General features: G+C 63.8%; 28 protein-coding genes. 18 read left to right on the top strand and 10 right to left on the bottom strand.

All coding sequences use genetic code 11. The annotated features are described in order from the left end of the window. Nucleotides 1–106: 106 nt before the first annotated feature. Nucleotides 107–1,390, bottom strand: a complete 1,284-nt coding sequence (locus tag EU803_RS06585) for an MmgE/PrpD family protein (protein WP_129681008.1) — start codon at nucleotides 1,388–1,390, stop codon at nucleotides 107–109. 243 nt (nucleotides 1,391–1,633) lie between these two features. Here EU803_RS06585 and EU803_RS06580 point away from each other — a divergent pair, with 243 nt between their 5' ends. Then, the gene (locus EU803_RS06580) at nucleotides 1,634–2,158 is read left to right on the top strand and encodes a hypothetical protein (protein WP_129681006.1); all 525 of its coding nucleotides are present in this window, start codon (nucleotides 1,634–1,636) and stop codon (nucleotides 2,156–2,158) included. 43 nt (nucleotides 2,159–2,201) lie between these two features. On the opposite strand, the gene EU803_RS06575 is transcribed toward EU803_RS06580, so the two are convergent. Continuing rightward, nucleotides 2,202–2,645: a type II toxin-antitoxin system RatA family toxin gene (locus EU803_RS06575; RefSeq protein ID WP_129681004.1), complete on the bottom strand. Its 444-nt coding sequence runs from the start codon at nucleotides 2,643–2,645 to the stop codon at nucleotides 2,202–2,204. Nucleotides 2,646–2,730: 85 nt separating this feature from the next. Here EU803_RS06575 and hpt point away from each other — a divergent pair, with 85 nt between their 5' ends. Next, nucleotides 2,731–3,276, top strand: coding sequence for a hypoxanthine phosphoribosyltransferase (gene hpt, locus EU803_RS06570; RefSeq protein WP_129681002.1), 546 nt, complete (start codon nucleotides 2,731–2,733; stop codon nucleotides 3,274–3,276). Here the strand turns inward: hpt and EU803_RS06565 are convergent. Next, a complete protein-coding gene (locus EU803_RS06565) occupies nucleotides 3,260–4,141 on the bottom strand; it encodes a LysR family transcriptional regulator (RefSeq protein ID WP_129681000.1) in 882 nt (293 codons plus the stop codon). The genes hpt and EU803_RS06565 overlap by 17 nt on opposite strands. Nucleotides 4,142–4,238: 97 nt before the next feature. Here EU803_RS06565 and EU803_RS06560 point away from each other — a divergent pair, with 97 nt between their 5' ends. The 3 genes from EU803_RS06560 to EU803_RS06550 all read left to right on the top strand — a co-directional run bounded on the left by EU803_RS06560 (nucleotide 4,239) and on the right by EU803_RS06550 (nucleotide 6,345). Then, complete coding sequence (locus tag EU803_RS06560) at nucleotides 4,239–4,724, top strand: cytochrome c (protein ID WP_129680998.1); 486 nt, start codon at nucleotides 4,239–4,241, stop codon at nucleotides 4,722–4,724. Between the two features lie 72 nt (nucleotides 4,725–4,796). Next, nucleotides 4,797–5,693 carry a cytochrome c gene (locus tag EU803_RS06555; RefSeq protein WP_129680996.1) on the top strand — a complete coding sequence of 299 codons (897 nt, stop codon included), beginning with the start codon at nucleotides 4,797–4,799 and terminating at the stop codon, nucleotides 5,691–5,693. A 118-nt stretch (nucleotides 5,694–5,811) separates the two neighbouring features. Beyond that, nucleotides 5,812–6,345: a hypothetical protein gene (locus tag EU803_RS06550; RefSeq protein WP_129680994.1), complete on the top strand. Its 534-nt coding sequence runs from the start codon at nucleotides 5,812–5,814 to the stop codon at nucleotides 6,343–6,345. Here EU803_RS06550 and lipA read toward each other — a convergent pair. Both lipA and EU803_RS06540 read right to left on the bottom strand, forming a co-directional pair. Further along, the gene (gene lipA / locus EU803_RS06545; RefSeq protein WP_129680992.1) at nucleotides 6,342–7,292 is read right to left on the bottom strand and encodes a lipoyl synthase; all 951 of its coding nucleotides are present in this window, start codon (nucleotides 7,290–7,292) and stop codon (nucleotides 6,342–6,344) included. The genes EU803_RS06550 and lipA overlap by 4 nt on opposite strands. Nucleotides 7,293–7,397: 105 nt before the next feature. After that, nucleotides 7,398–8,528 carry a DUF6456 domain-containing protein gene (locus EU803_RS06540; RefSeq protein ID WP_242494294.1) on the bottom strand — a complete coding sequence of 377 codons (1,131 nt, stop codon included), beginning with the start codon at nucleotides 8,526–8,528 and terminating at the stop codon, nucleotides 7,398–7,400. Nucleotides 8,529–8,754: 226 nt separating this feature from the next. Between EU803_RS06540 and EU803_RS06535 the strand changes: the two genes are divergently transcribed. Beyond that, a complete protein-coding gene (locus tag EU803_RS06535; protein WP_129680990.1) occupies nucleotides 8,755–9,045 on the top strand; it encodes a DUF6477 family protein in 291 nt (96 codons plus the stop codon). 49 nt (nucleotides 9,046–9,094) lie between these two features. On the opposite strand, the gene EU803_RS06530 is transcribed toward EU803_RS06535, so the two are convergent. After that, the gene (locus tag EU803_RS06530; protein WP_129680989.1) at nucleotides 9,095–10,648 is read right to left on the bottom strand and encodes a trimethylamine methyltransferase family protein; all 1,554 of its coding nucleotides are present in this window, start codon (nucleotides 10,646–10,648) and stop codon (nucleotides 9,095–9,097) included. Nucleotides 10,649–10,819: 171 nt separating this feature from the next. On the opposite strand from EU803_RS06530, the gene guaA reads away from it, so the two are divergent. The 10 genes from guaA to EU803_RS06480 all read left to right on the top strand — a co-directional run bounded on the left by guaA (nucleotide 10,820) and on the right by EU803_RS06480 (nucleotide 20,474). Next, entirely contained in the window at nucleotides 10,820–12,382 is a 1,563-nt protein-coding gene (guaA, locus tag EU803_RS06525) for a glutamine-hydrolyzing GMP synthase (protein WP_129680987.1), read from the top strand. Continuing rightward, nucleotides 12,379–12,657 carry an antibiotic biosynthesis monooxygenase gene (locus tag EU803_RS06520; RefSeq protein WP_129680985.1) on the top strand — a complete coding sequence of 93 codons (279 nt, stop codon included), beginning with the start codon at nucleotides 12,379–12,381 and terminating at the stop codon, nucleotides 12,655–12,657. The genes guaA and EU803_RS06520 overlap by 4 nt, the downstream gene beginning before the upstream one ends. 2 nt (nucleotides 12,658–12,659) lie before the next feature. Further along, nucleotides 12,660–13,514: a DMT family transporter gene (locus EU803_RS06515; RefSeq protein ID WP_129680983.1), complete on the top strand. Its 855-nt coding sequence runs from the start codon at nucleotides 12,660–12,662 to the stop codon at nucleotides 13,512–13,514. 142 nt (nucleotides 13,515–13,656) lie between these two features. After that, nucleotides 13,657–14,751 carry an outer membrane protein transport protein gene (locus EU803_RS06510; RefSeq protein ID WP_129680981.1) on the top strand — a complete coding sequence of 365 codons (1,095 nt, stop codon included), beginning with the start codon at nucleotides 13,657–13,659 and terminating at the stop codon, nucleotides 14,749–14,751. 101 nt (nucleotides 14,752–14,852) lie between these two features. Then, a complete protein-coding gene (locus tag EU803_RS06505; protein ID WP_129680979.1) occupies nucleotides 14,853–15,716 on the top strand; it encodes an ATPase in 864 nt (287 codons plus the stop codon). Between the two features lie 46 nt (nucleotides 15,717–15,762). Next, the gene (metA, locus tag EU803_RS06500; protein ID WP_129680977.1) at nucleotides 15,763–16,707 is read left to right on the top strand and encodes a homoserine O-succinyltransferase; all 945 of its coding nucleotides are present in this window, start codon (nucleotides 15,763–15,765) and stop codon (nucleotides 16,705–16,707) included. Between the two features lie 48 nt (nucleotides 16,708–16,755). Further along, the gene (locus EU803_RS06495) at nucleotides 16,756–17,727 is read left to right on the top strand and encodes an alpha/beta hydrolase (RefSeq protein ID WP_165352790.1); all 972 of its coding nucleotides are present in this window, start codon (nucleotides 16,756–16,758) and stop codon (nucleotides 17,725–17,727) included. A gap of 55 nt (nucleotides 17,728–17,782) precedes the next feature. Further along, complete coding sequence (ppk2, locus tag EU803_RS06490) at nucleotides 17,783–18,652, top strand: polyphosphate kinase 2 (protein WP_129680975.1); 870 nt, start codon at nucleotides 17,783–17,785, stop codon at nucleotides 18,650–18,652. Next, complete coding sequence (locus EU803_RS06485) at nucleotides 18,645–19,262, top strand: TetR/AcrR family transcriptional regulator (protein WP_129680973.1); 618 nt, start codon at nucleotides 18,645–18,647, stop codon at nucleotides 19,260–19,262. Before ppk2 ends, EU803_RS06485 begins: the two co-directional genes overlap by 8 nt. A gap of 3 nt (nucleotides 19,263–19,265) precedes the next feature. Next, nucleotides 19,266–20,474 (top strand): acyltransferase, encoded by a 1,209-nt coding sequence (locus EU803_RS06480; RefSeq protein ID WP_129680971.1) that lies wholly within the window; start codon nucleotides 19,266–19,268, stop codon nucleotides 20,472–20,474. A 54-nt stretch (nucleotides 20,475–20,528) separates the two neighbouring features. Here EU803_RS06480 and rpsI read toward each other — a convergent pair whose 3' ends face one another. The 3 genes from rpsI to EU803_RS06465 all read right to left on the bottom strand — a co-directional run bounded on the left by rpsI (nucleotide 20,529) and on the right by EU803_RS06465 (nucleotide 22,044). Continuing rightward, a complete protein-coding gene (gene rpsI, locus EU803_RS06475) occupies nucleotides 20,529–21,011 on the bottom strand; it encodes a 30S ribosomal protein S9 (protein ID WP_129680969.1) in 483 nt (160 codons plus the stop codon). Between the two features lie 3 nt (nucleotides 21,012–21,014). Beyond that, nucleotides 21,015–21,476 carry a 50S ribosomal protein L13 gene (gene rplM / locus EU803_RS06470; RefSeq protein ID WP_129680967.1) on the bottom strand — a complete coding sequence of 154 codons (462 nt, stop codon included), beginning with the start codon at nucleotides 21,474–21,476 and terminating at the stop codon, nucleotides 21,015–21,017. A gap of 148 nt (nucleotides 21,477–21,624) precedes the next feature. Then, nucleotides 21,625–22,044: a PaaI family thioesterase gene (locus tag EU803_RS06465; protein ID WP_129680966.1), complete on the bottom strand. Its 420-nt coding sequence runs from the start codon at nucleotides 22,042–22,044 to the stop codon at nucleotides 21,625–21,627. Between the two features lie 63 nt (nucleotides 22,045–22,107). Here EU803_RS06465 and EU803_RS06460 point away from each other — a divergent pair, with 63 nt between their 5' ends. Both EU803_RS06460 and EU803_RS06455 read left to right on the top strand, forming a co-directional pair. Continuing rightward, nucleotides 22,108–22,890: an enoyl-CoA hydratase gene (locus tag EU803_RS06460; RefSeq protein WP_129680964.1), complete on the top strand. Its 783-nt coding sequence runs from the start codon at nucleotides 22,108–22,110 to the stop codon at nucleotides 22,888–22,890. An 18-nt stretch (nucleotides 22,891–22,908) separates the two neighbouring features. Continuing rightward, on the top strand, nucleotides 22,909–24,171 hold the full coding sequence (locus tag EU803_RS06455; RefSeq protein WP_129680962.1) for a SulP family inorganic anion transporter: 1,263 nt from the start codon (nucleotides 22,909–22,911) through the stop codon (nucleotides 24,169–24,171). Between the two features lie 22 nt (nucleotides 24,172–24,193). On the opposite strand, the gene EU803_RS06450 is transcribed toward EU803_RS06455, so the two are convergent. After that, on the bottom strand, nucleotides 24,194–24,934 hold the full coding sequence (locus tag EU803_RS06450) for an RNA methyltransferase (protein WP_129680960.1): 741 nt from the start codon (nucleotides 24,932–24,934) through the stop codon (nucleotides 24,194–24,196). Nucleotides 24,935–24,981 lie beyond the last annotated feature (47 nt).

Raw genomic sequence — 24,981 nt, 5'->3', positions numbered from 1 at the left:
ACGCTGGACAGGACGGAATAGGAAACGGGGGCCAGCGCGGCCCCCGTTTTCATGTCTGCGGCAGGTTTCCCACTGTCTGGGCCCGGGTGGCACACCCGGGACAAAATCAGCCCCCCGCCAGCAGCCCGGCAAAACCCGCAAGATCATCGCCCATGCTCGCCGCCCACAGCGCATCGGCCCGGTCAGCCCCCAAAAGGCCCGCAGCCTTGCGGCGCAGCTTGTCCCCGCGTGCCTCCAGGCTGATCGGCGCGTCAAGGTCATGCCGGGCGGTCCGCGCCGTGCCATCTGTCAGGGTCGCCGTCACGACCGCCTGCATTTCCGACAGCGTGCTGTCGGGCACGACGGTCACCCTACCCCGGATCGCCACCAGATCGGCCCGCTGCGCCAGTGCATCGCTGAAATTCCGGATCGCCGAAGTCTCGACCCCGGCCAGCACCATCGCCACCACATGGGCATAAGAAAACTTGGCCTCCAGCCCGGTCTGCGGGGCGGGTTTGTTGCAGACCCTCAGCCAGCGGGGATGGGTGCGCACCTCCACCCGGTCCACTTGCGCCGCGGTCAGGTCAAGCGATCCCAGCGCCTCGATCGTGGCGTGCAGCCCGTGGCAACAGGCGTGGAACTTGTGGCTGACCTGCGGGAACAGCCAGACCTGCCCAAGACCTTCCAGCGCCTCTTCCTCTGCCGCGCCGTGATGGGTCGGGCCGAACCCCTGCACACCCGACAGACCCGATGGGTTCGACGTGAACCCAAGCGCGGCAAGCGTCGCGGCCTCTACCCCCGTTTCCGCCGCAAGCCCCGCGTTCCACGGTTTGCCCATGGTGCCGAACTGCGATTTCAGCCCCGCCGCGCGGGTCGAGGCGAGACCCAGCGCCATATCGGCCCTGTCCCGCCCGATCAGCCGCGCCGCCGCCATGGTCGCGCCAAAGGCCCCGGCGGTGGCTGTCTGATGGAACCCGGTTTCATAGTGGTTGCGGCCCAGCCAGACCCCCACCCTGACCGCGCCTTCGGACCCGATCAGCGCGGCATCGACAAGCCCCGCCATATCCGCCCCCTCCCGTTCCGCGACGGCCAGCGCCGCAGGCACCACCCCGACCGAGGTATGGCCGATATGGGCGAAATGGGTGTCGTCGTAGTCGAGCGCATGGCTCACCGCGCCATTGACCTGCGCCGCCGCACGCGCCGGAACGCGGCCGCCGCCGAACAGCGTTGCCTGCGGCGCACCGCCCTCGGCCAATGCCTTGTCGCGCAGGATCGCGGCCAGCGGCTCTGCCACGCCTGCCAAGCCGCAGGCGGCCCAGTCGAACAGGGACAGGCGCATCATCGCGCGGGCGTCATCCGCCCCCGTCAGGGGGGCAAGGGTGAATTCGGATAGCTTGGATTCCATGGACATTGGCGAGTCCTCCCGGCGCCGAGAATAGGCGCGACGATTGCAGCCGCAAGAGACAGAGATCGCAAAGGGAACACAAGGGATCGGGGCAATGTGGTATCGCCGGTTTCCTGCACCTTGGCAGTGCGCTCTGGTCCTTGCCAGACCGAACCCCGAAACCTATGATTCACAGACGCGGAAACGGACCAGTATGGCTCGCAGTCAGCGCACCACCCGTTTCAAGTATCAATCGATTATCGTAAGCCAATGTTTCCCAACAAATTTCTCGGCGCCATCGCCTCTTCCGTGATCTTCGCTTGCCTGCCTTTCGATAGCGCGAGATCCGAACAACATTCCCTGCCCGAGACCAAGGAACTTATTGTCGGCCATTGGATCGGCGAGGGGGACAATATTGTCGATCCCTATACCTTCCACACCGTGAACTGTTCGAATGGCAGGTCCGGAACCATCTTCATGCAGGAAGGAAAGGACCACCTCGTCTATATCGGAAACTGGGAAACAGACAGGACGACCATCACGCATCATGGCGAGGTGGTCGCCACCTTCGATCGGCAGACGTTCGATTTGCTCTCGACAACCGAAGACTGGTTTTCGAACACTTATCACATTGTCCTGCTGACCGAAAATCTGTTCGTCTACGAATGGCGGGGCCAGATTACCCGGCGTTTCCTTGCCCGGCGGGCTGAGATTGACGGTCAGTTTGTGCGCGATGAAATTTCGCGCGACTGGTTCGTCCATATCGCCTGCTATTCCGGAGATCAGACATCCTAGCCTGACTTTGCCGGATCAGGTCCTCACGATCTGGGACCAAGCATCACCCATACAGCTCTTTCGCCCGCCCTTCGAAGGCGGCGACGATCCGGTGCATCGCTTCGTTGAAGAACAGCCCTGCTGCCCCCTGCAACAGCCGATTGCGAAACTCGAAATCCACCGCGAAATGGACCTCGCAGCCGCCCGGAGCCTCGGTGAAGGTCCATGTCGAATTCAGGAACTTGAAGGGGCCGTCGATATATTCGGTGTCAATCCGCCGCTGGCCGGGCCAGAGGGTCACCCGGCTGCCAAAGCTTTCGCGGAACACCTTGAAGGACACCACGAGGTCGGCCAGCATTACCGCGTGATCGCCGTGGTCCGTCACCGACCGGATACGCGCCGCCGCCGTCCACGGCAGAAACTTCGGATAGGAGGCCACATCCCCCACCAGATCATACATCTGGGCGGGCCCGTAGGGCAGGAATTTCGTTTCGGAATGCGCGGGCATGCGTCCAACTGCTCTGGTGACTTTGCCCCCTGATGTCGTAGACTGGCGGACGGAAATCAACCCAAAGACCAAGGATTGCCCTGAAATGTCGCAACGCCCCTACGTGATCGACGAAATGATCTCTGCCAAGTCGATCGCCGCCCGGATCGAAGACCTCGCCAAGGACATCAAGCGGGATTTCAAGGGAACCGAGAAGCTGGTCGTGGTGGGCCTGCTGCGCGGGTCATTCGTGTTCATCGCCGATCTGGTGCGTGAACTGGACCTGAACGTCGAGGTCGATTTCCTTGAGGCGTCGTCCTACGGCGACGCCATGGAAACCAGCCGCGAGGTCCGCATCCTAAAGGATCTGCGCGGCGGCATCGAAGGCCGTGACGTTCTGGTGGTCGAAGATATCGTCGATACCGGGTTCACCATGAAACACGTGCTGGGCCTGCTGAATGCCCGCAAACCGCACAAGCTGCGGTCGATCGCGCTCTTGGACAAACCCAGCCGGCGCGAGGTGGAAGTCAAGGCGGATTGGACCGGCTTTGAAATCCCCGACGAATTTGTCGTCGGCTATGGCATCGACTATGCGCAGCGCAACCGCAACCTGCCCTTCATCGGCAAGGTCCGGTTCACCGAGGACGCCTAGGCCCCTGCCCCAGCATCCAGTCGCTTTCGGCGGCCAGCGCCTCGGCTAGCCGCGCCCGCACGCCGCGTAGCCGCGGGGCCTGCGCCAGATCAATATGGCTGGCGACCCACAGCGGCACGACCTGAACCGGGGCGATCTCTTCGGGCAAGCGGCGCAGGCGCCGATCACCCTCGCCCAACACGCAGGGCAGAAACCCGCGCCCCAGCCCGGCGGCGACCATTTCGCACAGGACCATGAAACTGTCGGCGCCACTGGTGATGTCCTCGGGACCGACATTGGCTGCCATCCAGTCCGCCGCGCGCGACCGCGACAGCGCCCCGGTCAGCCCCAGCCATTTCTGCGTGTCGGCGCCCGCGGCCGTATAGGGGGCCAACCCCATCTGCCCCGCCGGATCGCCAACCAGATCATCCGCAAGCTTCAGCGCGGGCCTGACGCTGATATCCGCGTGAAGCCTGGACAGGTCCAGATGGGCATTGGTGCAATGCAACTCGATCGCCAGTCCCGGCGCTTCGGCCATCAGGTCGTGAACGATGGGCGGCAAGACCGTTGTGCAAAATGTATCGGTCGAGGTGATGCGCACCACCCCCGACAATTGCGCATCCGCCCCGCGCAGCAACCGGTCGACGTTCATGATCGCATTCTGCACTTCGCGGGCGGCCTCGATCACCCGAAGCTTGTCGGCGGGCACGCGGTAGCCCTGCGCCGTCCGGTCGAAAACCGGGGCGCCGACACGCTCCTCGAACCCCGCTATGCGGCGAAGAACCGTGGCGTGATTCACTCCCAATGCCCGGGCCGCCGCGCTGACGGACCCGGTTTCGGCAACCGCCAGAACGAACCGTAGGTCGTCCCAGTTGCTCCTGTGCATTTTTCGTCCACCTCTACGCAAAATTTCCGAATGGCTTTTATTCAGGGCACAGATACCATCCAAAAATCAATCGATTTCTCAACCCTGTGGAGTAGCCATGAGAACCCTTGCACTTTCCGCTGGCATCGCACTGACTGCCGCGACCCTTGCCCTGACAAGCACCGCGACTGCCGAAAGCCATGTTGATCCGGCAATTGCCGGGGCCATCAAGGCGCGTCAGGCGCATATGCAGCTGTATGCCCATAACATCGGTGTGCTTGGCGGCATGGCGCAGGGCCGGATTGACTATGACGCCGATCTGGCCTCGGCTGCCGCGTCGAACCTTGCGGCGCTGTCCCAGCTGAACCAGATGACCTATTGGCCCGCCGGGTCCGACAACGCCAGCGTGGACGGCACCAAGGCGCTGCCGGCGATCTGGGACGACCTGCCGGGCGTCATGGCACGCGGGGCCGCGCTGGTCGAAGCCTCGGCCGCGATGGAAGCCGCGGCGGGTGGTGGGCTTGAATCCCTGCAAGGCGCGATGCAGGCGCTGGGCGGGGCCTGCGGCGCCTGCCACCAGAACTATCGCCAGTCGGACAACTGATCCGGTTCCTATCGACCTGACAGCCGAAGGCGCGGACCCGTGCCTTCGGCCCAAACCGTTCCGGGGGCCCTGATGCGCTTTCGAAAGACCGTTGCCTATCTGGCCGGTGCTGCCGTGGTTGTCGCGGCGGTCGGCCTTTATCTCACCCGGCCCCGCCATGTGGACCCGGCAGAGTTTGACCGGCTGACCGGGGATGTAGAGCGTGGGGCGCTGGTCTTCGCGGCGACGGGCTGCGCCTCGTGCCACGCCGCGCCCGAGGCCGAGGGCGAAGCGCGGCGGGTCCTGTCCGGGGGGCGGGGTTTTGCCAGCCCGTTCGGCACCTTCTACGCCCCCAACATCAGCCCCGGCCCGGTCGGAACCGGGGACTGGACCGTTCTGAACCTCGCCGACGCGCTGCGCCACGGCACCTCTCCGGACAACCGGCACTATTTCCCCGCGTTCCCCTATGGGTCCTATTCCCGGATGCAGGCGCAGGACATCGCCGATCTTCACGCCTATCTGATGACCCTGCCCGCCTCGGACGCGGAAAACCGCCCGCATGACGTGGGATTCCCGTTCAATATCCGGGCGGCGCTGGGTGGTTGGAAGATGCTGTTTGCCTCGGACGACTGGGTGCTGGACGGCGATCTGACCGAGACACAACAGCGGGGCCGCTACCTTGTCGAGGCGATGGGCCATTGCGCCGAATGCCACACACCGCGCAATGCGCTGGGTGGGCTTCAGACCGACCGCTGGCTGGCAGGCGCGCCGATCCCGGGCAAGGACGGCCGGGTGCCAAATATCACCCCTGCCGCGCTGTCATGGTCCGAAGCGGAAATCGTCGAATATCTGACCAGCGGCTTTACCCCCGATTTCGACAGCGCCGGGGGCGAGATGTTCGAGGTTGTTCAGAACACTGCGCAACTGCCCCGCTCTGACCGAGAGGCAATCGCGGCCTACCTCAAGATCGTGCCCCCCATCGGCAACTGATCCGTCCCCCGACCGGAAAAACCTTGCCTTGCAGCGGCGAGGGGATCACCCTGTCCGGGTAACGATCCCGAAAAGGGTGCGATTTTCGGAAATAGGCGACGCCAAGGGGGAGGGTCAGATGGCCAGCTATCGCAAACGATATACTGAAATGGAAGTCCGCGGGATGCTGCAAATTTACGGCGGCAACCGGATGATGACAGGTGTCGGCCCGGGGGGACGAACCCAACGGTCCCCGGCCCCGGCCCACGCAAGCGTGCACGGCGGGGCAAGTTTTCTGGACCAGCGCGCGCGGGTGAACACGCCCGGCGAACCCCGGACCACCGGCACCTATTGGACCTTTGACGATCAGGTTTCCGCGACGACCGAGATCCTGAATTCGATGCAGGGCCAGATCGCGCTGCAACGGCTGGAAATCGGGGAAAAGGATTGCGTCATGGAAGCGCCGCTACCGCACCGGAAATACAAGATTTCCAGCGCCCATGACGACAGCGACAAGGGCGGCGGCGCGGGGCATCTTGGACGCAACAACGCGGGCCGGATGGGTGCGGGATCGACGCACACGCAGGGCTATGCCGTGCGCGGCTTCGTCAAGGCGGTCGCCGGGATCAACGGAACCCTGCAAATCCAGACCAGTTTCCCGATCGCGGGCTAGGCGCGGCCCAGCTTGTTCATCCGGTTTTCGCGCAGGCGGGCGAAATCGTTCCCTGCGTGATAGCTGGAGCGGGTCAGCGGCGTGGCCGACACCATCAGGAACCCCTTGCCGTAGGCGGCCTTTTCATAGGCTTTGAATTCATCCGGATGGACGAACCGTTCAACGGCGTGATGCTTGGGCGTGGGTTGCAGGTATTGGCCGATCGTCAGGAAATCGATGTCGGCGGCACGCATGTCGTCCATCACCTGCATCACGGCCTGACGATCCTCGCCCAGCCCCACCATGATCCCCGACTTGGTGAACATGGTCGGGTCCAGTTCCTTGACCCGCTGTAGCAGGCGCAGCGAATGGAAATAGCGGGCACCCGGGCGCACCTCGGGATAAAGGCCCGGGACGGTTTCAAGGTTGTGGTTGAACACATCCGGCTTCGCCGCGACCACGGTTTCCAGAACCGAAGGATCGCATTTCAGGAAATCGGGCGTGAGGATTTCGATTGTGGTGTTCGGGCTGCGGTGACGGACGGCGCGGATCGTCTGGGCGAAATGTTCGGCCCCGCCATCTTGCAGATCGTCCCGGTCTACCGACGTGATCACCACATGGTTCAGCCCCAGCTTCTGCACCGCATCGGCCACGCGGCCCGGCTCGAACTGGTCCAGCGCATCGGGGCGGCCGGTGGCGATATTGCAGAAGGTGCAGCCACGGGTGCAGATCTCGCCCATGATCATCATGGTGGCGTGACCCTGGCTCCAGCATTCGCCGGCGTTGGGACAGCCCGCCTCTTCGCAGACCGTCACCAGCTTATGCTCGCGCATGATGCGGTGGGTTTCCTTATACCCCTGACTGGTCGGGGCCTTAACCCTGATCCACTCCGGCTTGCGCGGTTGCGGATTGTCCGGGCGATGCGCCTTTTCGGGGTGGCGCTGCTCTGGGATTTTCAGGTCACGCATGGGGGCTCCTCCGGCCGGCGTTTCCCCCCACATAATCCCAAGCGCGGCCCAAGGCAACGCGGCCCGGTGCAAGGCCGGGCTGCGCTGGGATCAAACCGGACGCGCCTAGCCGATCTTCGGCCCGTATTTCCCTTGGGTTTCCTCGTAATGTCTGCGCAACCGTTGCAGGGCAATGCGCAGCACGATCTTTCCGGATCGCGCCGCCCAGCCCAGTTTCTTTTCGGCCTGTTCCAGCCCTTCAAGAAAGCAACAACAGCGCAGCACCACGTCGCCCAGCCCCGGTCCAAGATCGGCCAGCGCCGCGGCGACGCGCCCATGGGCGGCCTCTGCACCGCCCTGCCCGCCGCCGCCAACACCACGGGACGGTCCGGTCAGGAACCGTGTCCAGTCGGTTGTCACCTTGGGGCCCATGCTGGCCAGTTCGAAATCTTCGCGCAGCCGTTCCCCGGCCGCCACCAGATCCCGGGTCAGGAACGGCTGGCCATCCTTGTCGCGGCGGCGGGACAGGCCGATCAGCGGGCTTTCCCCAAGGGTGTAGCGCATTCCGCGCCCATCAAGGCCATCGTCCCCGGCAAGATCCTCGATCTCGGCGGCACGGCCGCGAAATTCGGCGCGCGCCTCGGAGAACCCCTGCACCGCGCGGTTTTCGTCCGCCGCCATCAGTTTCTTCAACTCGGCGCGTCCGGTGTTGGTGATGCGGTAACGGACCACCCGCGCGCCCGGCTCGGCGCAGGCGATCCATTCGCGCAGCGCCATGGCCTGTGCCACGTCGCAGCCGACGGTCGCAGTCCGGGTCGTGTCGCCGCCGGGCACGTCGCGCACGACCACGGCGGTATCCATGTCCCGGCCCACCGCAAGAACCGCACCGGTTTCGCACAGACGGCGCAGGATGCGCAGCCCCTCGGCGGCAATCCGGGCCTCTGACGGTTTGTCATCGACCCCGATCGCCGACCTGCGGATATCTATCGTCATGGGTTGGGCCGCCTCCTCGCCTTGGTCCGATGGTTTGGGAACGTGCCGGGACAACCGTCGCAGGGCATCATCGACCAGCGGATCGTCGCGCCGGTTTTCATAACGCCGCACCTGCCTGAGAATGGTCGAGGCATGACAATCCGACGCCCGCGCGAGCGCACGGATCGACAGGCCCATTTCGGTATGGACAAGGTAATTCAGGGCCGCGTGCGGAACCCAATCGGGCATGCGCACCACGACAGAAAGCCGATCTTCGGCAGCCATCCGTTACCCCCTTGGTCGGACCCAGCATCCGGCAGCACCTTTCTGGTACCGGTAACAACCTAAAGTTGATTTTCTTACCTAAACCTTAACAGGGCAGCCATGGATCAGCATGGTTTAGAAAGTCTAAACGCCCGTAACGATTGCGTTCGCTGGAATCGTCGATGGCGCAACACACGCCATAGTTGTGTCACTTTTCGAACAAATTCGTTAAGCCAAAGGGGGCACCATGCTAGATATTCTCGGACTCGTCGGCCAGCTGAACCGGCCCAAACTCCTTGTTCAGTCGGCCCGGATCGGGGTGGATGACTACAGCCGGGATCAGCATCTGGGCCGAATTCTGCGTCGCCCGGCACCGCCCCGCCCGGGCGAGGCGATTCTTCATCTTCTGGAGCTTGAGCGCGAACTGGACACAAAACGGCGCGAGGACCGTGCTGATTATTCCATAGCCCGCCATGTCGAGGTGCTGATCGCGATCATGGGCGAGGCCCGCATTCTGCGCGCCGTGACCCGCGCCTGACCTGCAACATGAAAGGGGCGCCCGAAGGCGCCCCGATGGTCAGTCTGGATCACATGAAGGCATCGGGCATCGACGCTTTCTTTTCCGCCACATAGGCGTTCAACGCCTCTTCGATGCCTGCGTCCAGCGCCGGCTTCTGGTATTGCTCCAGCAGCTTCTTCACGCGCAGGTTGGCAAGGGTCATCGTATCGCGCGCGCCCTCTTCGTCCCACTGTTCGAAGGGCTTGTAGTCCAGCAGGTCGGAGCGCCAGAACGAGGTCTTGAAGTTGGCCTGCGTGTGGGCGCAGCCAAGGTAATGGCCGCCCGGTCCCACTTCGCGGATCGCGTCCAGAGCCTGCGCGTTTTCGTCAAACTTCACACCCTCGGCCATCTTGTGCAGGGTGCCCAACTGGTCGGCGTCCATCACGAATTTCTCGAAGCTGGACACAAGGCCCCCTTCCAGCCAGCCGCAGGCGTGCAGCATGAAGTTCACGCCGGACAGAAGGCCCATGTTCAGGCTGTTCGCGGTTTCATAGGCGGCCTGCGCGTCGGGCAGCTTCGAGCCGGTGAACGACCCGGCCGACCGGTAGGGCAGCCCAAGGCGGCGCACGATCTGACCCATGCCATAGGTGATCTGGCTGGCTTCCGGCGTGCCGAAGGTCGGCGCGCCAGAGTTCATGTCGATCGAGGTCACGAAGGTGCCGGCAATCACCGGCGCACCCTTGCGGACCAACTGGCTATAGGCGACCCCGGCCAGAACCTCGGCCAGCGTCTGGGTCAGGGTGCCGGTCACCGACACGGGCGCCATGGCGCCACCGACGATGAAGGGCGAAATGATCGACGCCTGATTGTTCGCGGCAAAGACTTCCAACGCGCCCATCATGATCCCGTCAAAGGTCATGGGCGAGTTGATGTTGATCAGCGAGGTCATCACCGTGTTGTTCTGGACGAAATCCGCCCCGAACAGGATCGACGCCATATCGACCGAATCCTGCGCCCGGCTGGGCTCGGTCACCGACCCCATGAAGGGCTTGTCGGACAGGGTCATGTGGGCCAGCAGCATATCAAGGTGGCGCTTGTTCACCGGAACGTCGGTCGGTTCACAGACCGTGCCGCCCGAATGGTGCAGCCACTTGGACATATAGCCCAGTTTCACGAACTTCTGGAAATCCTCGATCGTGGCATAGCGGCGGCCGCCGTCCATGTCGCGGACGAAGGGAGGGCCGTAGACCGGGGCAAGAACAAGGTTCCGGCCGCCGATGACCACGTTGCGCTCCGGGTTGCGGGCGTATTGTGTGAATTCCGACGGGGCGGTCTTGATCAGCTCGCGGGCAAGCCCCTTGGGCAGGCGGACGCGTTCGCCATCCACATCGGCCCCGGCCTCGCGCCAGCGCTCAAGCGCGGCGGGATTTTCAACGAAGTTGACGCCGATCTCTTCCAGGATCAATTCGGCGTTGGCTTCGATGATCTCCACCGCTTCGGGGTGCAGGATATCAAGGTTGGGGATGTTGCGTTCGATATATTTCGCGGTTTCGACACTGACCGCGGACCGTTCGGCCCGGCGGGCTGCGCCGCCACCACCCCGTGTGCGACGACCACCACCAGCAGCTGCAACATCCGACATCTTGATTCCCTCCGTAAGGTATGTGGGATGCTGATACGCCGCACAGCCAAACCCCTGTGCTTGAATTGCGTCCTGCTAGGGGCAAAAGCGACATTGACGGGTCAGACCGCGCCGTGCCGCCCCGTCACGCGAAGGGCTTGCGCAAATCGCGGGTCAAGCCTATCAGGCGGCATGTCCAGCATGTCCCACGAAAAACTGCTTATCATCGACTTCGGCAGCCAGGTCACGCAGCTGATTGCGCGGCGCCTGCGCGAGCTGAACGTCTATTGCGAAATCCACCCCTACCAGAACGTCACCGACGCCTTCCTGGCCGAATTTGCGCCAAAGGCGGTGATCTTCTCGGGCGGGCCCGACAGCGTCACCCGCGACGGGTCGCCCAGGCCACCGGAAACGGTGTTCGACCTTGGGGTGCCGATTCTGGGCATCTGCTATGGCCAGCAGGTCATGATGCAATGCCTTGGCGGCCTTGTGGAATCGGGCCATGGCACCGCCGAATTCGGCCGCGCCTATGTCACCCCGACCGATGCCAAGCTGCCGCTTCTTGAGGGCTGGTTCGACGGCGGGCGCGAACAGGTCTGGATGAGCCACGGTGACCACGTGTCGAAAATCGCCCCCGGGTTCGAGGTCTTCGGCACCTCGCCCGGCGCGCCCTTCGCCATCACCGCCGATCCCGCGCGCAACTTCTTTGCGGTTCAGTTCCACCCCGAGGTGCACCACACCCCGAACGGCGCGAAGCTTTATGAAAACTTCGTGCGTCTTGCGGGATTCTCCGGCGACTGGACCATGGGCGCCTACCGCGAGGAAATGATCGAAACGATCCGCGCACAGGTTGGAGACAAGCAGGTGATCTGCGCCCTGTCCGGCGGCGTCGACAGCTCTGTCACCGGCATCCTGCTGCACGAGGCGATCGGCGATCAGCTGACCTGCGTCTTCGTGGACCACGGCCTGCTGCGCTTGAACGAGGCCGAACAGGTCGTCGCGATGTTCCGCGACAACTACAACCTGAACCTGATCCACGCCGACGAATCCGACCTGTTCCTGGGAGAGTTGGAGGGGGTCAGCGACCCTGAGGTGAAGCGCAAGACCATCGGCAAGCTGTTCATCGACGTGTTCCAGAAATACGCAGATACGATCGAAGGCGCCGAATTCCTCGCACAGGGCACGCTCTACCCCGATGTGATCGAAAGCGTCAGCTTCTCGGGCGGCCCCTCGGTCACGATCAAATCGCACCATAATGTCGGCGGGTTGCCGGAAAAGATGGGGCTGAAACTGGTCGAGCCGCTGCGCGGGCTGTTCAAGGACGAGGTGCGCGCATTGGGCCGCGAACTGGGTCTGCCCGACCATTTCATCGGGCGTCACCCCTTCCCCGGCCCCGGCCTTGCCATCCGTTGTCCCGGCGAGATTACCCGTGAAAAGCTGGACATCTTGCGCCAAGCCGATGCGGTCTATATCGACCAGATCCGCAAGCACGGGCTGTATGACGAGATCTGGCAGGCCTTCGCTGCGATCCTGCCGATGCGGACCGTGGGCGTGATGGGCGACGGGCGGACCTATGACTATGCCATCGGGCTGCGGGCCGTGACCTCTGTCGACGGGATGACCGCCGACTATTACCCCTTCACCCATGAATTCCTTGGAGAAACCTCCACCCGGATCATCAATGAGGTGAAAGGCGTGAACCGCGTGTTCTACGACTGCACCTCGAAACCGCCGGGGACGATCGAACTCGAATGATCCGGCTGACGGGACATATCGACGTGCCGGCAGAGCGGCTGGACGACATCCGTGCCGCCCTGCCCACGCATATCTCCCTGACACGGGCCGAGCCGGGTTGCATCGAATTCAATGTGGTCGAAAGCGACAGCGTCACGGGCCGGTTCATGGTTGCGGAACTGTTCACCGACCGGGCCGCGTTTGACGCCCATCAGGCCCGCGCCGGGTCCTCCGACTGGGCCAAGGTCAGCGCGGGCATTCCGCGCGACTACCAGATCTCTGAAACGGACGATTGATCATGGCGCCGCACATCCGCGCGGCCTTCTGGATGATCGGGGCCATCGTCTCGTTCACCTCGATGGCCGTGGCCGGGCGCGCGGTCTCGTTCGAGCTCGATACCTTCGAGATCATGTTCTACCGGTCCTGCGTCGGGATCGTGATCGTCTTTTCGGTCGCGGGCTATGCGGGTACTCTGGGACAGGTCAGCCGTGCGAAGTTCGGGTTGCATCTTGTTAGAAACCTTGCACATTTCTCGGGTCAGAACCTTTGGTTCTATGCCCTGACCGCGATCCCGCTGGCGCAGGTCTTTGCGCTGGAATTCACCACGCCGATCTGGGCAATCCTGCTGGCCCCGCTGGTTCTGGGCGAACGGATCACCCGAACCGGCGCCATCGCCGCGGCGCTTGGCTTCGTCGGTATCCTGATCGTGGCAAGGCCCAGCCCCGACGCGCTGTCCTGGGGATTGGGGGCGGCGGCCCTTTCGGCGGTCGGGTTCGGGCTGACGGCTGTGCTGACGCGCCGCCTGACGCGCACCGAAACCATCACCGGTATCCTTGTTTATCTCACAGTCCTGCAAGCCATTTTCGGCGCGATTGCAGCGGGTTACGATGGGGATTTCATGTTTCCGTCCGCCGCGACTGCGCCATGGTTGTTCCTGATCGGATGCGCCGGGTTGCTCGCGCATTTCTGCCTTACCACGGCGCTGCGCCTTGCCCCGGCGTCCTTTGTCATGCCCTTCGACTTTGCTCGCCTGCCGCTGATCGCGATCATCGGAATGCTGGTCTACGCCGAGCCGATCGACGCGCTGGTCTTCGTCGGCGCGGCCGTCATCTTTGCCGCCAACTGGATCAACGTCCGGGCGGCAAAAGGTTAACGCGCGGGACATTTTTGTGACGCTACGGCGCTTCACCCAACCTGACGTTGCGTAAAGAATTGACCGAAAAACGGCTCCATCCCTAGTGTTCGCGCAGGAGAGGAACAGCATGGGCCACAACCCGTGCGACGGGAGGACAACAATGAACAAGTTTCTGGCGGGCAGTGCAGCCCTGTTGATGACGACCACGCTGGCGCAGGCCGGTGGTCTTGACCGATCCGGCCAGGGGATCGGCGCGATTTTCGAAGACGGCAACCATGCGGAACTCAGCTTTGGCTACGTCACGCCAAGCGTCACCGGGGTTGGCCCCAACCCGTCGTTTACCGGTCTTGCGGGTTCTGGCAATGTGGCGCCGGCCTACAGCCAGATTGGCTTTGCGGTCAAAACCGACGTGAACGATGCGCTGTCGTTTGCACTGATCATGGACCAGCCGTTCGGCGCGTCGGTCGATTATGCCGACCCGGGCTATGCGCTCTATGAAACGGCGGCCGAAGTGACCTCGATGTCCTTCACCGCGCTTGGCCGCTACAAGCTGAATAACGCCTTCAGCGTGCACGGTGGCCTTCGGATGCTCAGCATCGGCGGCAATGTCGCGGTCAACGACCCGACCAACGGCCCCGGCGTCGATTATGCGGCGGATTTCTCGAATGCGACGGGCACCGGCTATGTCATCGGCGGCGCCTATGAGAAACCGGAAATCGCCCTGCGCGTGGCCCTGACCTACAGCTCGGCCATCGACGTGTCGCTGCCGACCACGCTGACCACCCCTGCGCTTGGCCCGGTCCCGTCGACCGAAGCCACGCTGCCGCAATCCGTCAACCTTGATTTCCAGACCGGCATCGCCGCCAACACGCTGCTGTTCGGCTCGATCCGCTGGGTGGACTGGACCGTGACCGAACTGAACCCCTTCGGCTATCCCGCCAACCCGCTGTTGTCCTACGATCAGGACACGATCACCTACAGCCTTGGTGTCGGACGGCGGTTCTCGGATCAGCTGTCCGGCTCTGTCGCCATCGGCTACGAAAAGACCGTGGGCGACCCGGTCACCGACCTGTCCCCGACCGACGGCTACCTCAGCCTGCAGATCGGTGCTGCCTATGACCTTGGCAACGGAACCGAGATCAGCGGCGGGGTGCGTTACCTGATGATCGGCGATGCCACGACCAGCGGCGCGGGCGCGGATTTCAGCGACAACAGTGCCATTGCAATCGGCGTCAAACTGTCCACCACCTTCTGATCGCTCCGCGATCCGGAAACACGGCCCCGCCCCCTTCGGGCGGGGTTTTTCGTTGCACAATCCATCTTCACAGGGCGGGCCCGACCGTCTAGGCAGGGCGCATGATTTACGACACCGCCTCTGACTGGCTCAACGCCCCGCGCAAGCGCGTTCTTCTGTTCGGAATGTCCGGGCTGGGCAAGACCCATCTGTCCAACGTCCTGCGGGCGCAGGGCGACTGGTTCCACTATTCCGTCGATTACCGGATCGGCACCCGCTACATGGGGGAATTCATCGCCGACAACGCCAAGCGCGAAGCGATGAAAGTGCCATTCCTGCGCGATCTACTGATGTCGGATTCGATCTACATCGGGTCCAACATCACCTTCAACAACCTGACCCCGGTGTCGACCTATCTGGGCAAGCCGGGCAACCCGGAGGCGGGCGGCACCCCAATCGCCGAATACCGCCGCAGGCAGGACCAGTTTCGCCGGGCCGAGATCAACGCGCTGATGGACACCGGATACTTCATCGACCGGGCCGAGGGGCTGTATGGCTACCCGCATTTCGTCTGCGATACGGGCGGGTCGATCTGCGAATGGGTGGACCCGGACAACCCGGACGATCCGATCATGGCGGAACTCTCGGCCCAGACCCTGATGGTCTGGATCGAAGGCTCCGACGCGCATACCGCCGAACTGGTCCGCCGGTTCGACCGCGCGCCGAAACCCATGGCCTATCAGCCCGAATTCCTGACCCAATGCTGGACTGACTACCTGGCCGAACAGGGTTGCGCCGAAAACGCCGTGAACCCGGATGCCTTCATCCGCTGGACCTATGCCCGTGCGCTGGCCCACCGCCAGCCCCGCTACCGCGCCATGGCGGACCGCTGGGGCCTGACCGTCTGCGCCGAAAAGATGGGCGCGGTCCAGACCGCCGCGGACTTTGAAAAGGTGATTGCAGACGCCCTTGAGATGCGGGGCTGAACCGCCTATCTACCTGACCTTCCAGACATTCAACCGGAGCTGACTGATGCCGATCAAGCTGCCATCCACCCTGCCCGCCCACGCCGTGCTCAAGCGCGAAGGCGTGATGGTGATGGACGTGGACGCGGCCGACCATCAGGACATCCGGCCGATCCGGATCGGGCTTTTGAACCTGATGCCGAAGAAGATCCAGACCGAGAACCAGTTCGCCCGGCTGATCGGCGCCACGCCCTTGCAGATCGAGTTCGTCCTGATCCGCATGTCCGAACATCAGACCAAGACCACCGCCGCCGAACATATGGAGGAGTTCTATCGCCCGTTTTCGGAGATCGAAGCCTCGGGCGAGAAACTGGACGGGCTGATCATCACAGGCGCCCCCATCGAACACCTGCCGTTCGAAGAGGTGACCTATTGGGAGGAACTGACCCGCGTCTTTGAATGGACGCGGACCCATGTGCATTCCACCTTTGGCGTCTGCTGGGGCGGGATGGCGATGATCAACCATTTCCACGGGGTCCAGAAACACATGCTGGACCACAAGGCCTTTGGCTGCATCCGGCACCGCAACTGCGTGCCGTCCTCGCCCTACCTGCGCGGGTTCTCGGACGATATGGTCATGCCGGTCAGCCGCTGGACCGAGATGAAGCGCGACGAAATCCTGTCGAAACCCGGATTGAACATCCTGATCGACAGCGAGGAGACGGGGCCGGCGCTGGTCGAAGACCCGGGCCATCGCGCGCTCTATATCTTCAACCATCTCGAATACGATAGCGATACGCTGAAGCAGGAATACGACCGCGACGTAGCCAACGGCACGCCGATTAACGTGCCCGCGAACTACTACCCGGACGATGATCCGTCGCAGGCGCCGCAGAACCGCTGGCGCAGCCACGCGCATCTGCTTTACGGCAACTGGATTTCCGAGGTCTATCTGACCACGCCCTATGACATGGCGGAGATTGGCAGCAAATCCACCGACTGGCGCAGCTGACGCCGGGTCGGTCTGGCATTTCCGGCGTCGTGACCTAGGCTTTGGCCCATGCGTATCCTTGTTATCGTCCTTGTTCTGTCCCTTGTCTTCGTCGCGCTGGTGCACTGGCGCGCGGCGCGGCACGAACGGCTTGCCCGGGCCGAGTTTCCACCGACCGGGCAGTTGGTGGATGTGAACGGCCGCACCGTCCACGCGGTTGTCATGGGATCGGGGCCGGACCTCGTGCTGATCCATGGGGCCAGCGGCAGCACGCGGGACATGACCTTTGCCTTCGCGCCGATGTTGGCCGACCGCTACCGGGTGATCGTCTTTGACCGGCCCGGCCTTGGTTATTCCGACCGGGTCGATGACCGGTTCAACGCGGCCTTCGCCCCGCGCGGCGAAAGCCCGGCGGAACAGGCGGCACTGCTACAGGCGGCCGCGGCAAAGCTGGGGGCGGATCGTCCGCTGGTGCTGGGCCATTCCTATGGCGGGGCGGTGGCCCTGGCCTGGGCATTGAACCACCCCAACAATATCGCGGGGCTGGTCAGCGTGGGCGGGGTCGCCCTGCCCTGGCCCGGCGACCTTGGTCCGCTTTACCGCTATGTCGGCACGCCCTTCGGCGGCGCGGTTCTGGCCCCGCTGCTGAGTGCCTTCGTGCCCGACAGCTATGTCGAAAACACCATCGCCGAGATCTTTGCCCCGGCCCCCGCGCCCGACGGTTATGGCCACCATGTCGCCCCGGCCCTGACCCTGCGGCGCGACACGATCCGCGCCAATGCCCGGCAGGTGAACCACCTGCGGCCCTTCGTCGTCGCCATGTCCGCGCACTACCCCACCCTGTCGCTGCCCGTTGAACTGGTCCACGGGGACGCCGACACCATTGTGCCCATCGACATCCACGCGCGGCCCGTGTCGCGGATCATCCCCGGCGCCAACCTGACCGAGATCCCGGCCGCCGGGCATATGCCGCACCACACCCACCCCGAGGTGGTGATCGCGGCCATTGACCGCGCCGCCGACCGGGCCGGATTGCGTTAACCCGCCCCCCGGCCCATAGTGGCGCAAAGCAGTAAGAGACAAGGCGACGACGGGCATGGAACTTCCTTTCGACGGCGCGATCAGCAGCTATTCTCGCGATGAGGCCCCGGAACAGGTCCGCGCGGCGATCAGGGACGGCGGCAAGAAGGATATCCTCGATCCCGGCTACCCCTATGACAGGCTTTGGAACAAGGGCGCATACGAAGAGGCGCTAGAGGCGCTTCAGGTCGAGCTAGTCCGGATGCAACGCTGGGTAAAGGATACGGGCCAACGGATTGCCGTGGTCTTCGAAGGCCGCGATGCCGCAGGCAAAGGCGGCACGATCAAGCGGTTCCGCGAAAACCTGAACCCGCGCGGCGCCCGCGTGGTCGCCCTGTCAAAACCCACCGAAACCGAAGCCGCCCAATGGTATTTCCAGCGCTACATCGCGCATCTGCCCGCAGCCGGGGAAATCGCCTTCTTCGACCGAAGCTGGTACAATCGGGGCGTCGTGGAACATGTCTTTGGCTTTTGCACCCCTGAACAGCGCGAAGCCTGGTTCGCACAGGTGCCCGAATTCGAAAAGATGCTGGTGGACGACGGGATCAAGCTGTTCAAGATCTGGCTGAACGTGGGCCGGGCAGAGCAGCTGCGCCGCTTTCTCGACCGGGAACAGGACCCGCTCAAGCAATGGAAACTGTCGTCGATCGACGTCAAGGGCCTGTCGCGCTGGGACGCCTATACCGACGCCATCGGCGAGACCCTGACCCGCACCCATACCGACCACGCGCCCTGGACGGTGGTCCGGTCAGACGATAAACGCCGCGCCCGGGTCAATGCGATCCGGTCGGTGCTGTGCCAGTTGGACTACGCCCGCAAGGACAGCGCGGCCCTTGGCACGGTCGATCCGAAGATCGCCGGCGGCCCGGACATCTGGCATGGCTAAACGCGGCTATCATCACGGAAACCTGCGCGAAGCGCTGATCGCCGGTTGTCTGCGCCTGATCGAAGAGAAGGGCCCGACCGGGTTTACCCTGTCCGAGGCCGCGCGCGAGGCGGGCGTCACCCCGGCGGCGGTCTATCGCCATTTCGAAGGGCGCGAGGACATGATCGCCGAGGCCGCCCGGCAGGGTTACGAGATTTTCGCCGACCTGATGGAACACGCCTACGACAACGGCAAGCCCACCCCGCTGTCCGCGTTCGAGGCGACGGGACGCGCCTATCTTGCCTTTGCCCGCCGGTTTCCGGGACATTACGTGGCGATGTTCGAAAGCGGCATTTCGATCCAGCGCACACCAGAACTGCACGCCGTCGCGACCCGCGCCATGGGGGTGCTGGAAAAGGCCGCCGTGGAACTGTCCATGCAGATCCCGCCGGAAAAACGGCCACCGCCACAGATGTTTTCCGCCCATATCTGGGCGCTTAGCCACGGGGTGGTCGAACTGTTCGCGCGCGGCAGCCCCGGCACCAAATCGCCCTTCCCGCCCGAAGACCTGCTGGAATCCGGCATCGGCGTCTATCTGCGCGGGCTGGGCCTGATCCCACCGGACAAGTAACCCATGACACCCATTCTTGACGACAAGGCCGCCCGCAACTGGATCGACCTGTTCCGCGCCGTGGCGATCCTTCAGGTGGTCCTGTTCCACGTGCTGTTCGGCATCATCCGTTTTGCCCCGCCCGAGGACCTGCCCGGTGTGGTCGCCCGCCTGCCCGGCGTGTTGGATTTCGCGTGGCAGGCCTTTGGCGTGGACCTTGTGTTCCTCGTCTCGGCCTTCCTCTTGGGGGTCGGTCTGATTTCAGAACGGCACGAGGCGGGCCGGATCGACTTGCGCAACTACTACGTCCGCCGGGTCAGCCGCATCCTGCCGCTCTATTGGTTCGCGGTCCTGTTCTTCGGGCTGGCCGGGGGGGCGACGGCACTGCAAATCCTGCAATCGGCGGCCTTCGTGGGCTATATCGTCGATGACATGAACGTGGTCCCCGTCGGCTGGACCATGGAAGTCATGATGATCGTCTACATCCTCCTGCCCTTTGCTGTTGCCGGGCTGTTTCGAACCGGTAGGCCGCTTTTCTGGATCGGTGTTGCCTTCGCCGCCAGCGCATTGGCCCGGCTTGGGTTCATCTGGGCCAGCGACGACCCCTTTGCCTGGATGCTGCACGACCTCTACGCCACCCGACAACCCACCGATGCCGGGTTCGAGTTGTATTTCCGACTCTGGTTCCGGCTGCCGCCCTTCATCGCGGGGCTGGGACTGGCCTGGGTCTTGGTGCGGCATCGGGACCGGGCGATGACCTTCGCCCGGCGCTACGCCCTTCCGCTGGGGCTGGCTGGCGCCGTTCTGTGCTGGGTCACGGCGGGCATCCCGGCGCATGACCCGACCTCATGGCTCGGGGCGGTGATGCCAGATGGGGAAACCCCGTGGCGGCTCTACTTCGGACTGGCGATCCCGGTGTTTTCCATCGGCGCGGCGCTGCTGCTGTGGGTCGGGCTTGCGCGGGGCTGGGGTGCGTCCGACCGGCTTGCGCAGATCGCGCGGCCGTTTTCGGTGAATATCTTCGGGATCTACCTGTTCCACATGCCGCTTCTGGCGGTGGGCGCGATCCTTGTGTTCCGGGGCACCGATCACGCGCTTTTGGGACAGGCCACAACGCTGCATGTGCTGGCGACATGGATCGTGACCGCGATCATCAGCCTTGGGGTCGCCGCCCTTCTGATGCGGTTCATCGAACGACCCGCCCTGCGGCTGATCCGCCGCAAGCTCGGATAAGGAAAAAGGCCCGCGCATCGCACGGGCCTTTTCCAATTTGTATCCTGTAAGGGATCAGCGCTTCGAGAACTGGAAGGACCGGCGGGCTTTGCGCTTGCCGTACTTCTTACGTTCAACGACGCGGCTGTCACGGGTCAGGAAGCCAGCAGCCTTCAGGGCACCGCGCAGCGACGGATCGTACAGCTGCAGCGCCTTGGAGATGCCGTGCTTGACCGCACCGGCCTGACCGGAGAGGCCGCCGCCCTTGACGGTGGCGTAAACGTCGAACTGACCGTCGACGCCGGCAACCTGGAACGGCTGGCGCAGGATCATCTGCAGCACGGGACGCGCGAAGTATTCCTTCTGCTCCTTGCCGTTGACGGTGACCTTGCCGGAGCCCGGCTTGATCCAGACGCGGGCAACCGCGTCCTTCCGCTTGCCAGTGGCATAGGACCGGCCCAGTTCGTCACGAACCGGCTCGCGGGGGGCGGAAACTTCAACCACGGCTTCACCAGTGGCGGCGCCCAGCTCTTCGAGCGAATTGATCTGATCAGCCATGTCTTAGACCCTCGTGTTCTTCTTGTTCATGGACTTGACGTCCAGAACTTCGGGCTTCTGGGCTTCCATGCCGTGCTCGGCACCGGCGAAAACGCGCAGGTTGGTCATCTGCTTGCGGCTCAGGCGGTTGCCCGGCAGCATGCGCTTGACCGCCAGCGTGACCAGACGCTCGGGGTGTGCCCCTTCGAGGATCTGACCGGCCGAACGGTTCTTAATGCCGCCCGGATGCCCGGTGTGCCAGTAATGGATCTTGTCCGACCGCTTGTTGCCGGTCAGCTGAACCTTGTCGGCGTTGATGACGATAACGTTGTCACCCATGTCCATATGGGGGGTGAAGGACGGCTTGTGCTTGCCGCGCAGCCGCATGGCGACGATCGAGGCGAGACGGCCCAGAACAACGCCTTCAGCGTCGATCAGGATCCATTTCTTGTCGATGTCTGCCGGAGTAGCAGAGAAAGTCTTCATTGTTCACCAGATGCGTTGTGGGGGCAGAAACCCTGCCCGTCATTGGGATGGGCGGGTTATATAGGGCCGGATTGCGCAGTCAAGCGGGAGTTATTCGAATAAATTACGCAATTACAATGACTTGCAAAATAGGTATTATTTTACCCCATCATTTCGGAGGGATCGAATAGGTCATCGAGGCCCGCGCCACCGGTGCGCCCGCGCCATCCGACCGCATCAGCACATCTCCCACCGCCAGAACCCGCCCCAGCTTGAGCAGGCGCACATCGGCCACAAGGTCCTTGCCCGCCTCGGGCTTGCGCATGAAATCAATGGAACAATTTGTCGTCACCGCCAGCGCCTTTGGGCCGATCCGGCTGAGGATGGCAAGATAAACCCCCACATCGGCCAGCGCGAACATCGACGGGCCGGAAATGGTTCCGCCGGGACGCAGGTGTTTGTCATCGGTCAGCAGCCGGACCCGGATACCGTCCTCGGTCACCGCGTCGATTGCAAACTCCGGCCCGACCTGCGGAAAATGTTCGATCAGGAACGCCTCCAGCGACCCTTTGTCCATCACGATCTGCATCGGCTTCCCCTGCCCCATTGACTGGCCTAAGGTTGCCCCGAATTCGGAACAAGGAACAAGGTCATGACCCATATCGAACGCAACGTCAGCGGCGGCGTGGCCCATTTGCACATGGTGATGCCCGACCGGCTGAACGCCCTGTCCGACGGGATGCTTGCCGCGCTGCAAGAGGCGTTGGACGACATCGGCGCGTCGCCCGACATCCGCGCGGTTATCCTGTCCGGCGCGGGCAAGGCGTTCTGCGCCGGGCACGACCTGAAGGAAATGCAGGCCGGGCGACAGGCAGAGGACGCCGGTGCCGCCTATTTCGCCGATCTGTTCGCCCGTTGTTCGAAGGTCATGCAGACGATCCAGACCATCCCCCAGCCGGTCATCGCGCAGGTGCATGGGGTGGCGGTGGCCGCGGGCTGCCAGCTTGTCGCGACCTGTGACATGGCGGTGGCCGCCGAGGGCACGAAATTCGGGGTCAACGGGGTGAACATCGGGTTGTTCTGTTCGACGCCCATGGTGGCGCTGACCCGCAACGTGCCGCGCAAGGCCGCGTTCGAAATGCTGACGACGGGGCGCCTGATCGACACGGTCGAGGCCAAGGAGATCGGCCTGATCAACAAGGCGGTCCCGGCGGACCAACTGGCCGCGGCCACGCGCGAGCTGGCCGAAACCGTGGCCGCGAAACTGGCCAGCGCGGTGCGCGTGGGCAAACGGGCCTTTTACGAACAGGCAACACTGACCACCGCCGAGGCCTATGCCTATTCCGGCGCGGTGATGGTGGAAAACATGCTGAACCGGGATACCGACGAAGGGATCACGGCGTTTCTGGAAAAGCGGAAACCGGACTGGGCATAACCGCCAAGGGAGGCGAGATTGAAGCCAAAGATTCTATCGACGCTTCCGGGGTATACCTTTCAGGCGTTCACGCAGGACCTTGTCGCTGGGATCACCGTCGCGATGGTCGCCCTGCCATTGAGCCTTGCCATTGCCATCGCATCGGGCGCGGACCCGGCGGCGGGACTTGTCACGGCAATCGTGGGCGGATTCCTGATATCCTTGCTGGGGGGCAGCCGGGTGCAGATCGGCGGACCCACCGGCGCCTTCATTGTCGTGGTGTTCGGTGTCATCGCCGAACACGGCTACGATGGACTGGTCCTTGCAACATTGCTTGCCGGGCTGATCCTGTTGGGGGCCGCATCGGTGCGGGCCGGAAACCTGATCCGGCACATTCCAGAACCGGTCGTGCACGGCTTTACCATCGGGATTGCGATCATTATCGCCACCAGCCAGATCAAGGACCTTCTTGGCATGTCGATGTCGGAAGTCCCGGCAGAGTTTGTCGCAAAGGTAGCGGCCCTTTGGCACGCCCTGCCAACGGTGACGCCGGTTTCCGCGGCCATCGGTCTGGGGACCATGGTTCTTATCGTCCTGTTCCGGCGCGCCGCGCCAAAACTGCCCGGCCTGATTGTCGGGATTGCCGCGACATCCGCCCTTGTCGTCCTTGCCGACCTGCCGGTCGAGACAATCGAGTCGCGGTTCGGCACCCTGCCCAACGCGCTGCCATGGCCCTCACTGCTCGAATTTTCGCTTGCAAAAGTGGTAGAGGTGCTGCCCTCCGCCGTCATCATCGCCTTTCTTGCCGGCGTGGAATCCCTTCTCTCGGCGATGGTCGCGGACAAGATGATCGCCGGGCGGCATCGTCCGAATGCGGAACTTCTGGCGCAGGGGGTGGCCAATATCGGCTCTGCCCTTTTCGCGGGGCTACCCGCCACTGGCGCCATCGCCCGCACTGCGACGAATGTCCGGGCAGGCGGCACGACGCCCGTCGCCGGGCTGGTGCATGCCGTGACGATTCTGGCCGCCCTGCTTTTTGCTGCGGGTCTGGTCAGCAAGATCGCGATGCCCGCACTAGCCGGGCTTCTTATCCTGACTGCCTGGAACATGAGCGAGCCACACAAATGGCGCGGCTATCTTGCCCTGCGAAAATCCGACCGGTTCCTGTTGGTCCTGACAATGGGGCTGACGGTGCTGGTGGATCTGTCGGTCGCGGTTGGCGTCGGGGTTGCCGTGGGCCTTGCACTGCGGCTTCAGCGCCGCAACGCGCCCACGTCCGATTGGTCCGATCCCGACCGCTAGGGCCAGACGCGCCCCGGCCCGCCTAGCCGCGGTCCTTCCAGCGCACCATCTGCCGCATCACGCCATGCAGCATCTGCACGTCATGCCGGGTCAGCGGCATCCGGGACCAAAGATTGCGCAGGTTCAGCTTCATCGAAGGCGCCTTGTGCTCGGGATAGAAGAACCCGGCCTCGTCCAGCCGTTCCTCGTAATGTTCCGCCAGCTTTTCGACCTCGTGCTGCTCGGCCCATTCGCCTGCCATCTCCATCCGCGAGGCCACGACCTCGGTGCTGGCACGCCGCCATTCGTAGCCGCACAGCAGGACGCATTGCGCAAGGTTGAGCGAGGAGAACTCGGGGTTGACCGGCACGTTGATGATCGCATTGGCCAAGGCGATATCGTCGTTTTCCATCCCCGCCCGTTCCGGGCCGAACATCACCGCGACCTTCTGGCCCTCGCGGGTCCGGGCGGCGGCATCGCGCAGCGCTTCCTCGGGGCTGAGAACCGGTTTGGTCAGCCCGCGGGGCCGCGCGGTGGTGGCGTAGACATAGGTGCAATCGGCAACCGCCTCGGCTGTGGTTTCGAAAAGCTGCGCCTCGTCCAGAAGCCGCCCCGCGCCCGAGGCCATGGCCACCGCCCGCGAATTGGGCCAGCCGTCGCGCGGGCTGGTGATCCGCATCCGCTCCAGCCCGAAATTCCACATGCCCCGGGCGGCCGCGCCGATGTTTTCGCCCATCTGCGGGCGGATCAGGACAAAGGCGGGTTGCGGGGTCGGGCTGATCATGGCGGGCTCCTTGCACGTCGTGCCGCCTGATAGGCCGGGGCGGCGCG

Origin of the sequence: Loktanella sp. IMCC34160, from assembly GCF_004145845.1 — a bacterium.
GTDB lineage: Bacteria > Pseudomonadota > Alphaproteobacteria > Rhodobacterales > Rhodobacteraceae > SELP01.
The sequence above is the reverse complement of the archived record's forward strand: the minus strand, read 5'-3'. Positions and strand labels throughout refer to the sequence as shown.

What these genes read in the sequence shown, in the direction of transcription:
- EU803_RS06585 (WP_129681008.1), bottom strand. Translation starts at nt 1,390, where the DNA reads ATGTCCATGGAATCCAAGCTATCCGAATTCACCCTTGCCCCCCTGACG.
- EU803_RS06580 (WP_129681006.1), top strand. Translation starts at nt 1,634, where the DNA reads ATGTTTCCCAACAAATTTCTCGGCGCCATCGCCTCTTCCGTGATCTTC.
- EU803_RS06575 (WP_129681004.1), bottom strand. Translation starts at nt 2,645, where the DNA reads ATGCCCGCGCATTCCGAAACGAAATTCCTGCCCTACGGGCCCGCCCAG.
- hpt (WP_129681002.1), top strand. Translation starts at nt 2,731, where the DNA reads ATGTCGCAACGCCCCTACGTGATCGACGAAATGATCTCTGCCAAGTCG.
- EU803_RS06565 (WP_129681000.1), bottom strand. Translation starts at nt 4,141, where the DNA reads ATGCACAGGAGCAACTGGGACGACCTACGGTTCGTTCTGGCGGTTGCC.
- EU803_RS06560 (WP_129680998.1), top strand. Translation starts at nt 4,239, where the DNA reads ATGAGAACCCTTGCACTTTCCGCTGGCATCGCACTGACTGCCGCGACC.
- EU803_RS06555 (WP_129680996.1), top strand. Translation starts at nt 4,797, where the DNA reads ATGCGCTTTCGAAAGACCGTTGCCTATCTGGCCGGTGCTGCCGTGGTT.
- EU803_RS06550 (WP_129680994.1), top strand. Translation starts at nt 5,812, where the DNA reads ATGGCCAGCTATCGCAAACGATATACTGAAATGGAAGTCCGCGGGATG.
- lipA (WP_129680992.1), bottom strand. Translation starts at nt 7,292, where the DNA reads ATGCGTGACCTGAAAATCCCAGAGCAGCGCCACCCCGAAAAGGCGCAT.
- EU803_RS06540 (WP_242494294.1), bottom strand. Translation starts at nt 8,528, where the DNA reads ATGGCTGCCGAAGATCGGCTTTCTGTCGTGGTGCGCATGCCCGATTGG.
- EU803_RS06535 (WP_129680990.1), top strand. Translation starts at nt 8,755, where the DNA reads ATGCTAGATATTCTCGGACTCGTCGGCCAGCTGAACCGGCCCAAACTC.
- EU803_RS06530 (WP_129680989.1), bottom strand. Translation starts at nt 10,648, where the DNA reads ATGTCGGATGTTGCAGCTGCTGGTGGTGGTCGTCGCACACGGGGTGGT.
- guaA (WP_129680987.1), top strand. Translation starts at nt 10,820, where the DNA reads ATGTCCAGCATGTCCCACGAAAAACTGCTTATCATCGACTTCGGCAGC.
- EU803_RS06520 (WP_129680985.1), top strand. Translation starts at nt 12,379, where the DNA reads ATGATCCGGCTGACGGGACATATCGACGTGCCGGCAGAGCGGCTGGAC.
- EU803_RS06515 (WP_129680983.1), top strand. Translation starts at nt 12,660, where the DNA reads ATGGCGCCGCACATCCGCGCGGCCTTCTGGATGATCGGGGCCATCGTC.
- EU803_RS06510 (WP_129680981.1), top strand. Translation starts at nt 13,657, where the DNA reads ATGAACAAGTTTCTGGCGGGCAGTGCAGCCCTGTTGATGACGACCACG.
- EU803_RS06505 (WP_129680979.1), top strand. Translation starts at nt 14,853, where the DNA reads ATGATTTACGACACCGCCTCTGACTGGCTCAACGCCCCGCGCAAGCGC.
- metA (WP_129680977.1), top strand. Translation starts at nt 15,763, where the DNA reads ATGCCGATCAAGCTGCCATCCACCCTGCCCGCCCACGCCGTGCTCAAG.
- EU803_RS06495 (WP_165352790.1), top strand. Translation starts at nt 16,756, where the DNA reads ATGCGTATCCTTGTTATCGTCCTTGTTCTGTCCCTTGTCTTCGTCGCG.
- ppk2 (WP_129680975.1), top strand. Translation starts at nt 17,783, where the DNA reads ATGGAACTTCCTTTCGACGGCGCGATCAGCAGCTATTCTCGCGATGAG.
- EU803_RS06485 (WP_129680973.1), top strand. Translation starts at nt 18,645, where the DNA reads ATGGCTAAACGCGGCTATCATCACGGAAACCTGCGCGAAGCGCTGATC.
- EU803_RS06480 (WP_129680971.1), top strand. Translation starts at nt 19,266, where the DNA reads ATGACACCCATTCTTGACGACAAGGCCGCCCGCAACTGGATCGACCTG.
- rpsI (WP_129680969.1), bottom strand. Translation starts at nt 21,011, where the DNA reads ATGGCTGATCAGATCAATTCGCTCGAAGAGCTGGGCGCCGCCACTGGT.
- rplM (WP_129680967.1), bottom strand. Translation starts at nt 21,476, where the DNA reads ATGAAGACTTTCTCTGCTACTCCGGCAGACATCGACAAGAAATGGATC.
- EU803_RS06465 (WP_129680966.1), bottom strand. Translation starts at nt 22,044, where the DNA reads ATGCAGATCGTGATGGACAAAGGGTCGCTGGAGGCGTTCCTGATCGAA.
- EU803_RS06460 (WP_129680964.1), top strand. Translation starts at nt 22,108, where the DNA reads ATGACCCATATCGAACGCAACGTCAGCGGCGGCGTGGCCCATTTGCAC.
- EU803_RS06450 (WP_129680960.1), bottom strand. Translation starts at nt 24,934, where the DNA reads ATGATCAGCCCGACCCCGCAACCCGCCTTTGTCCTGATCCGCCCGCAG.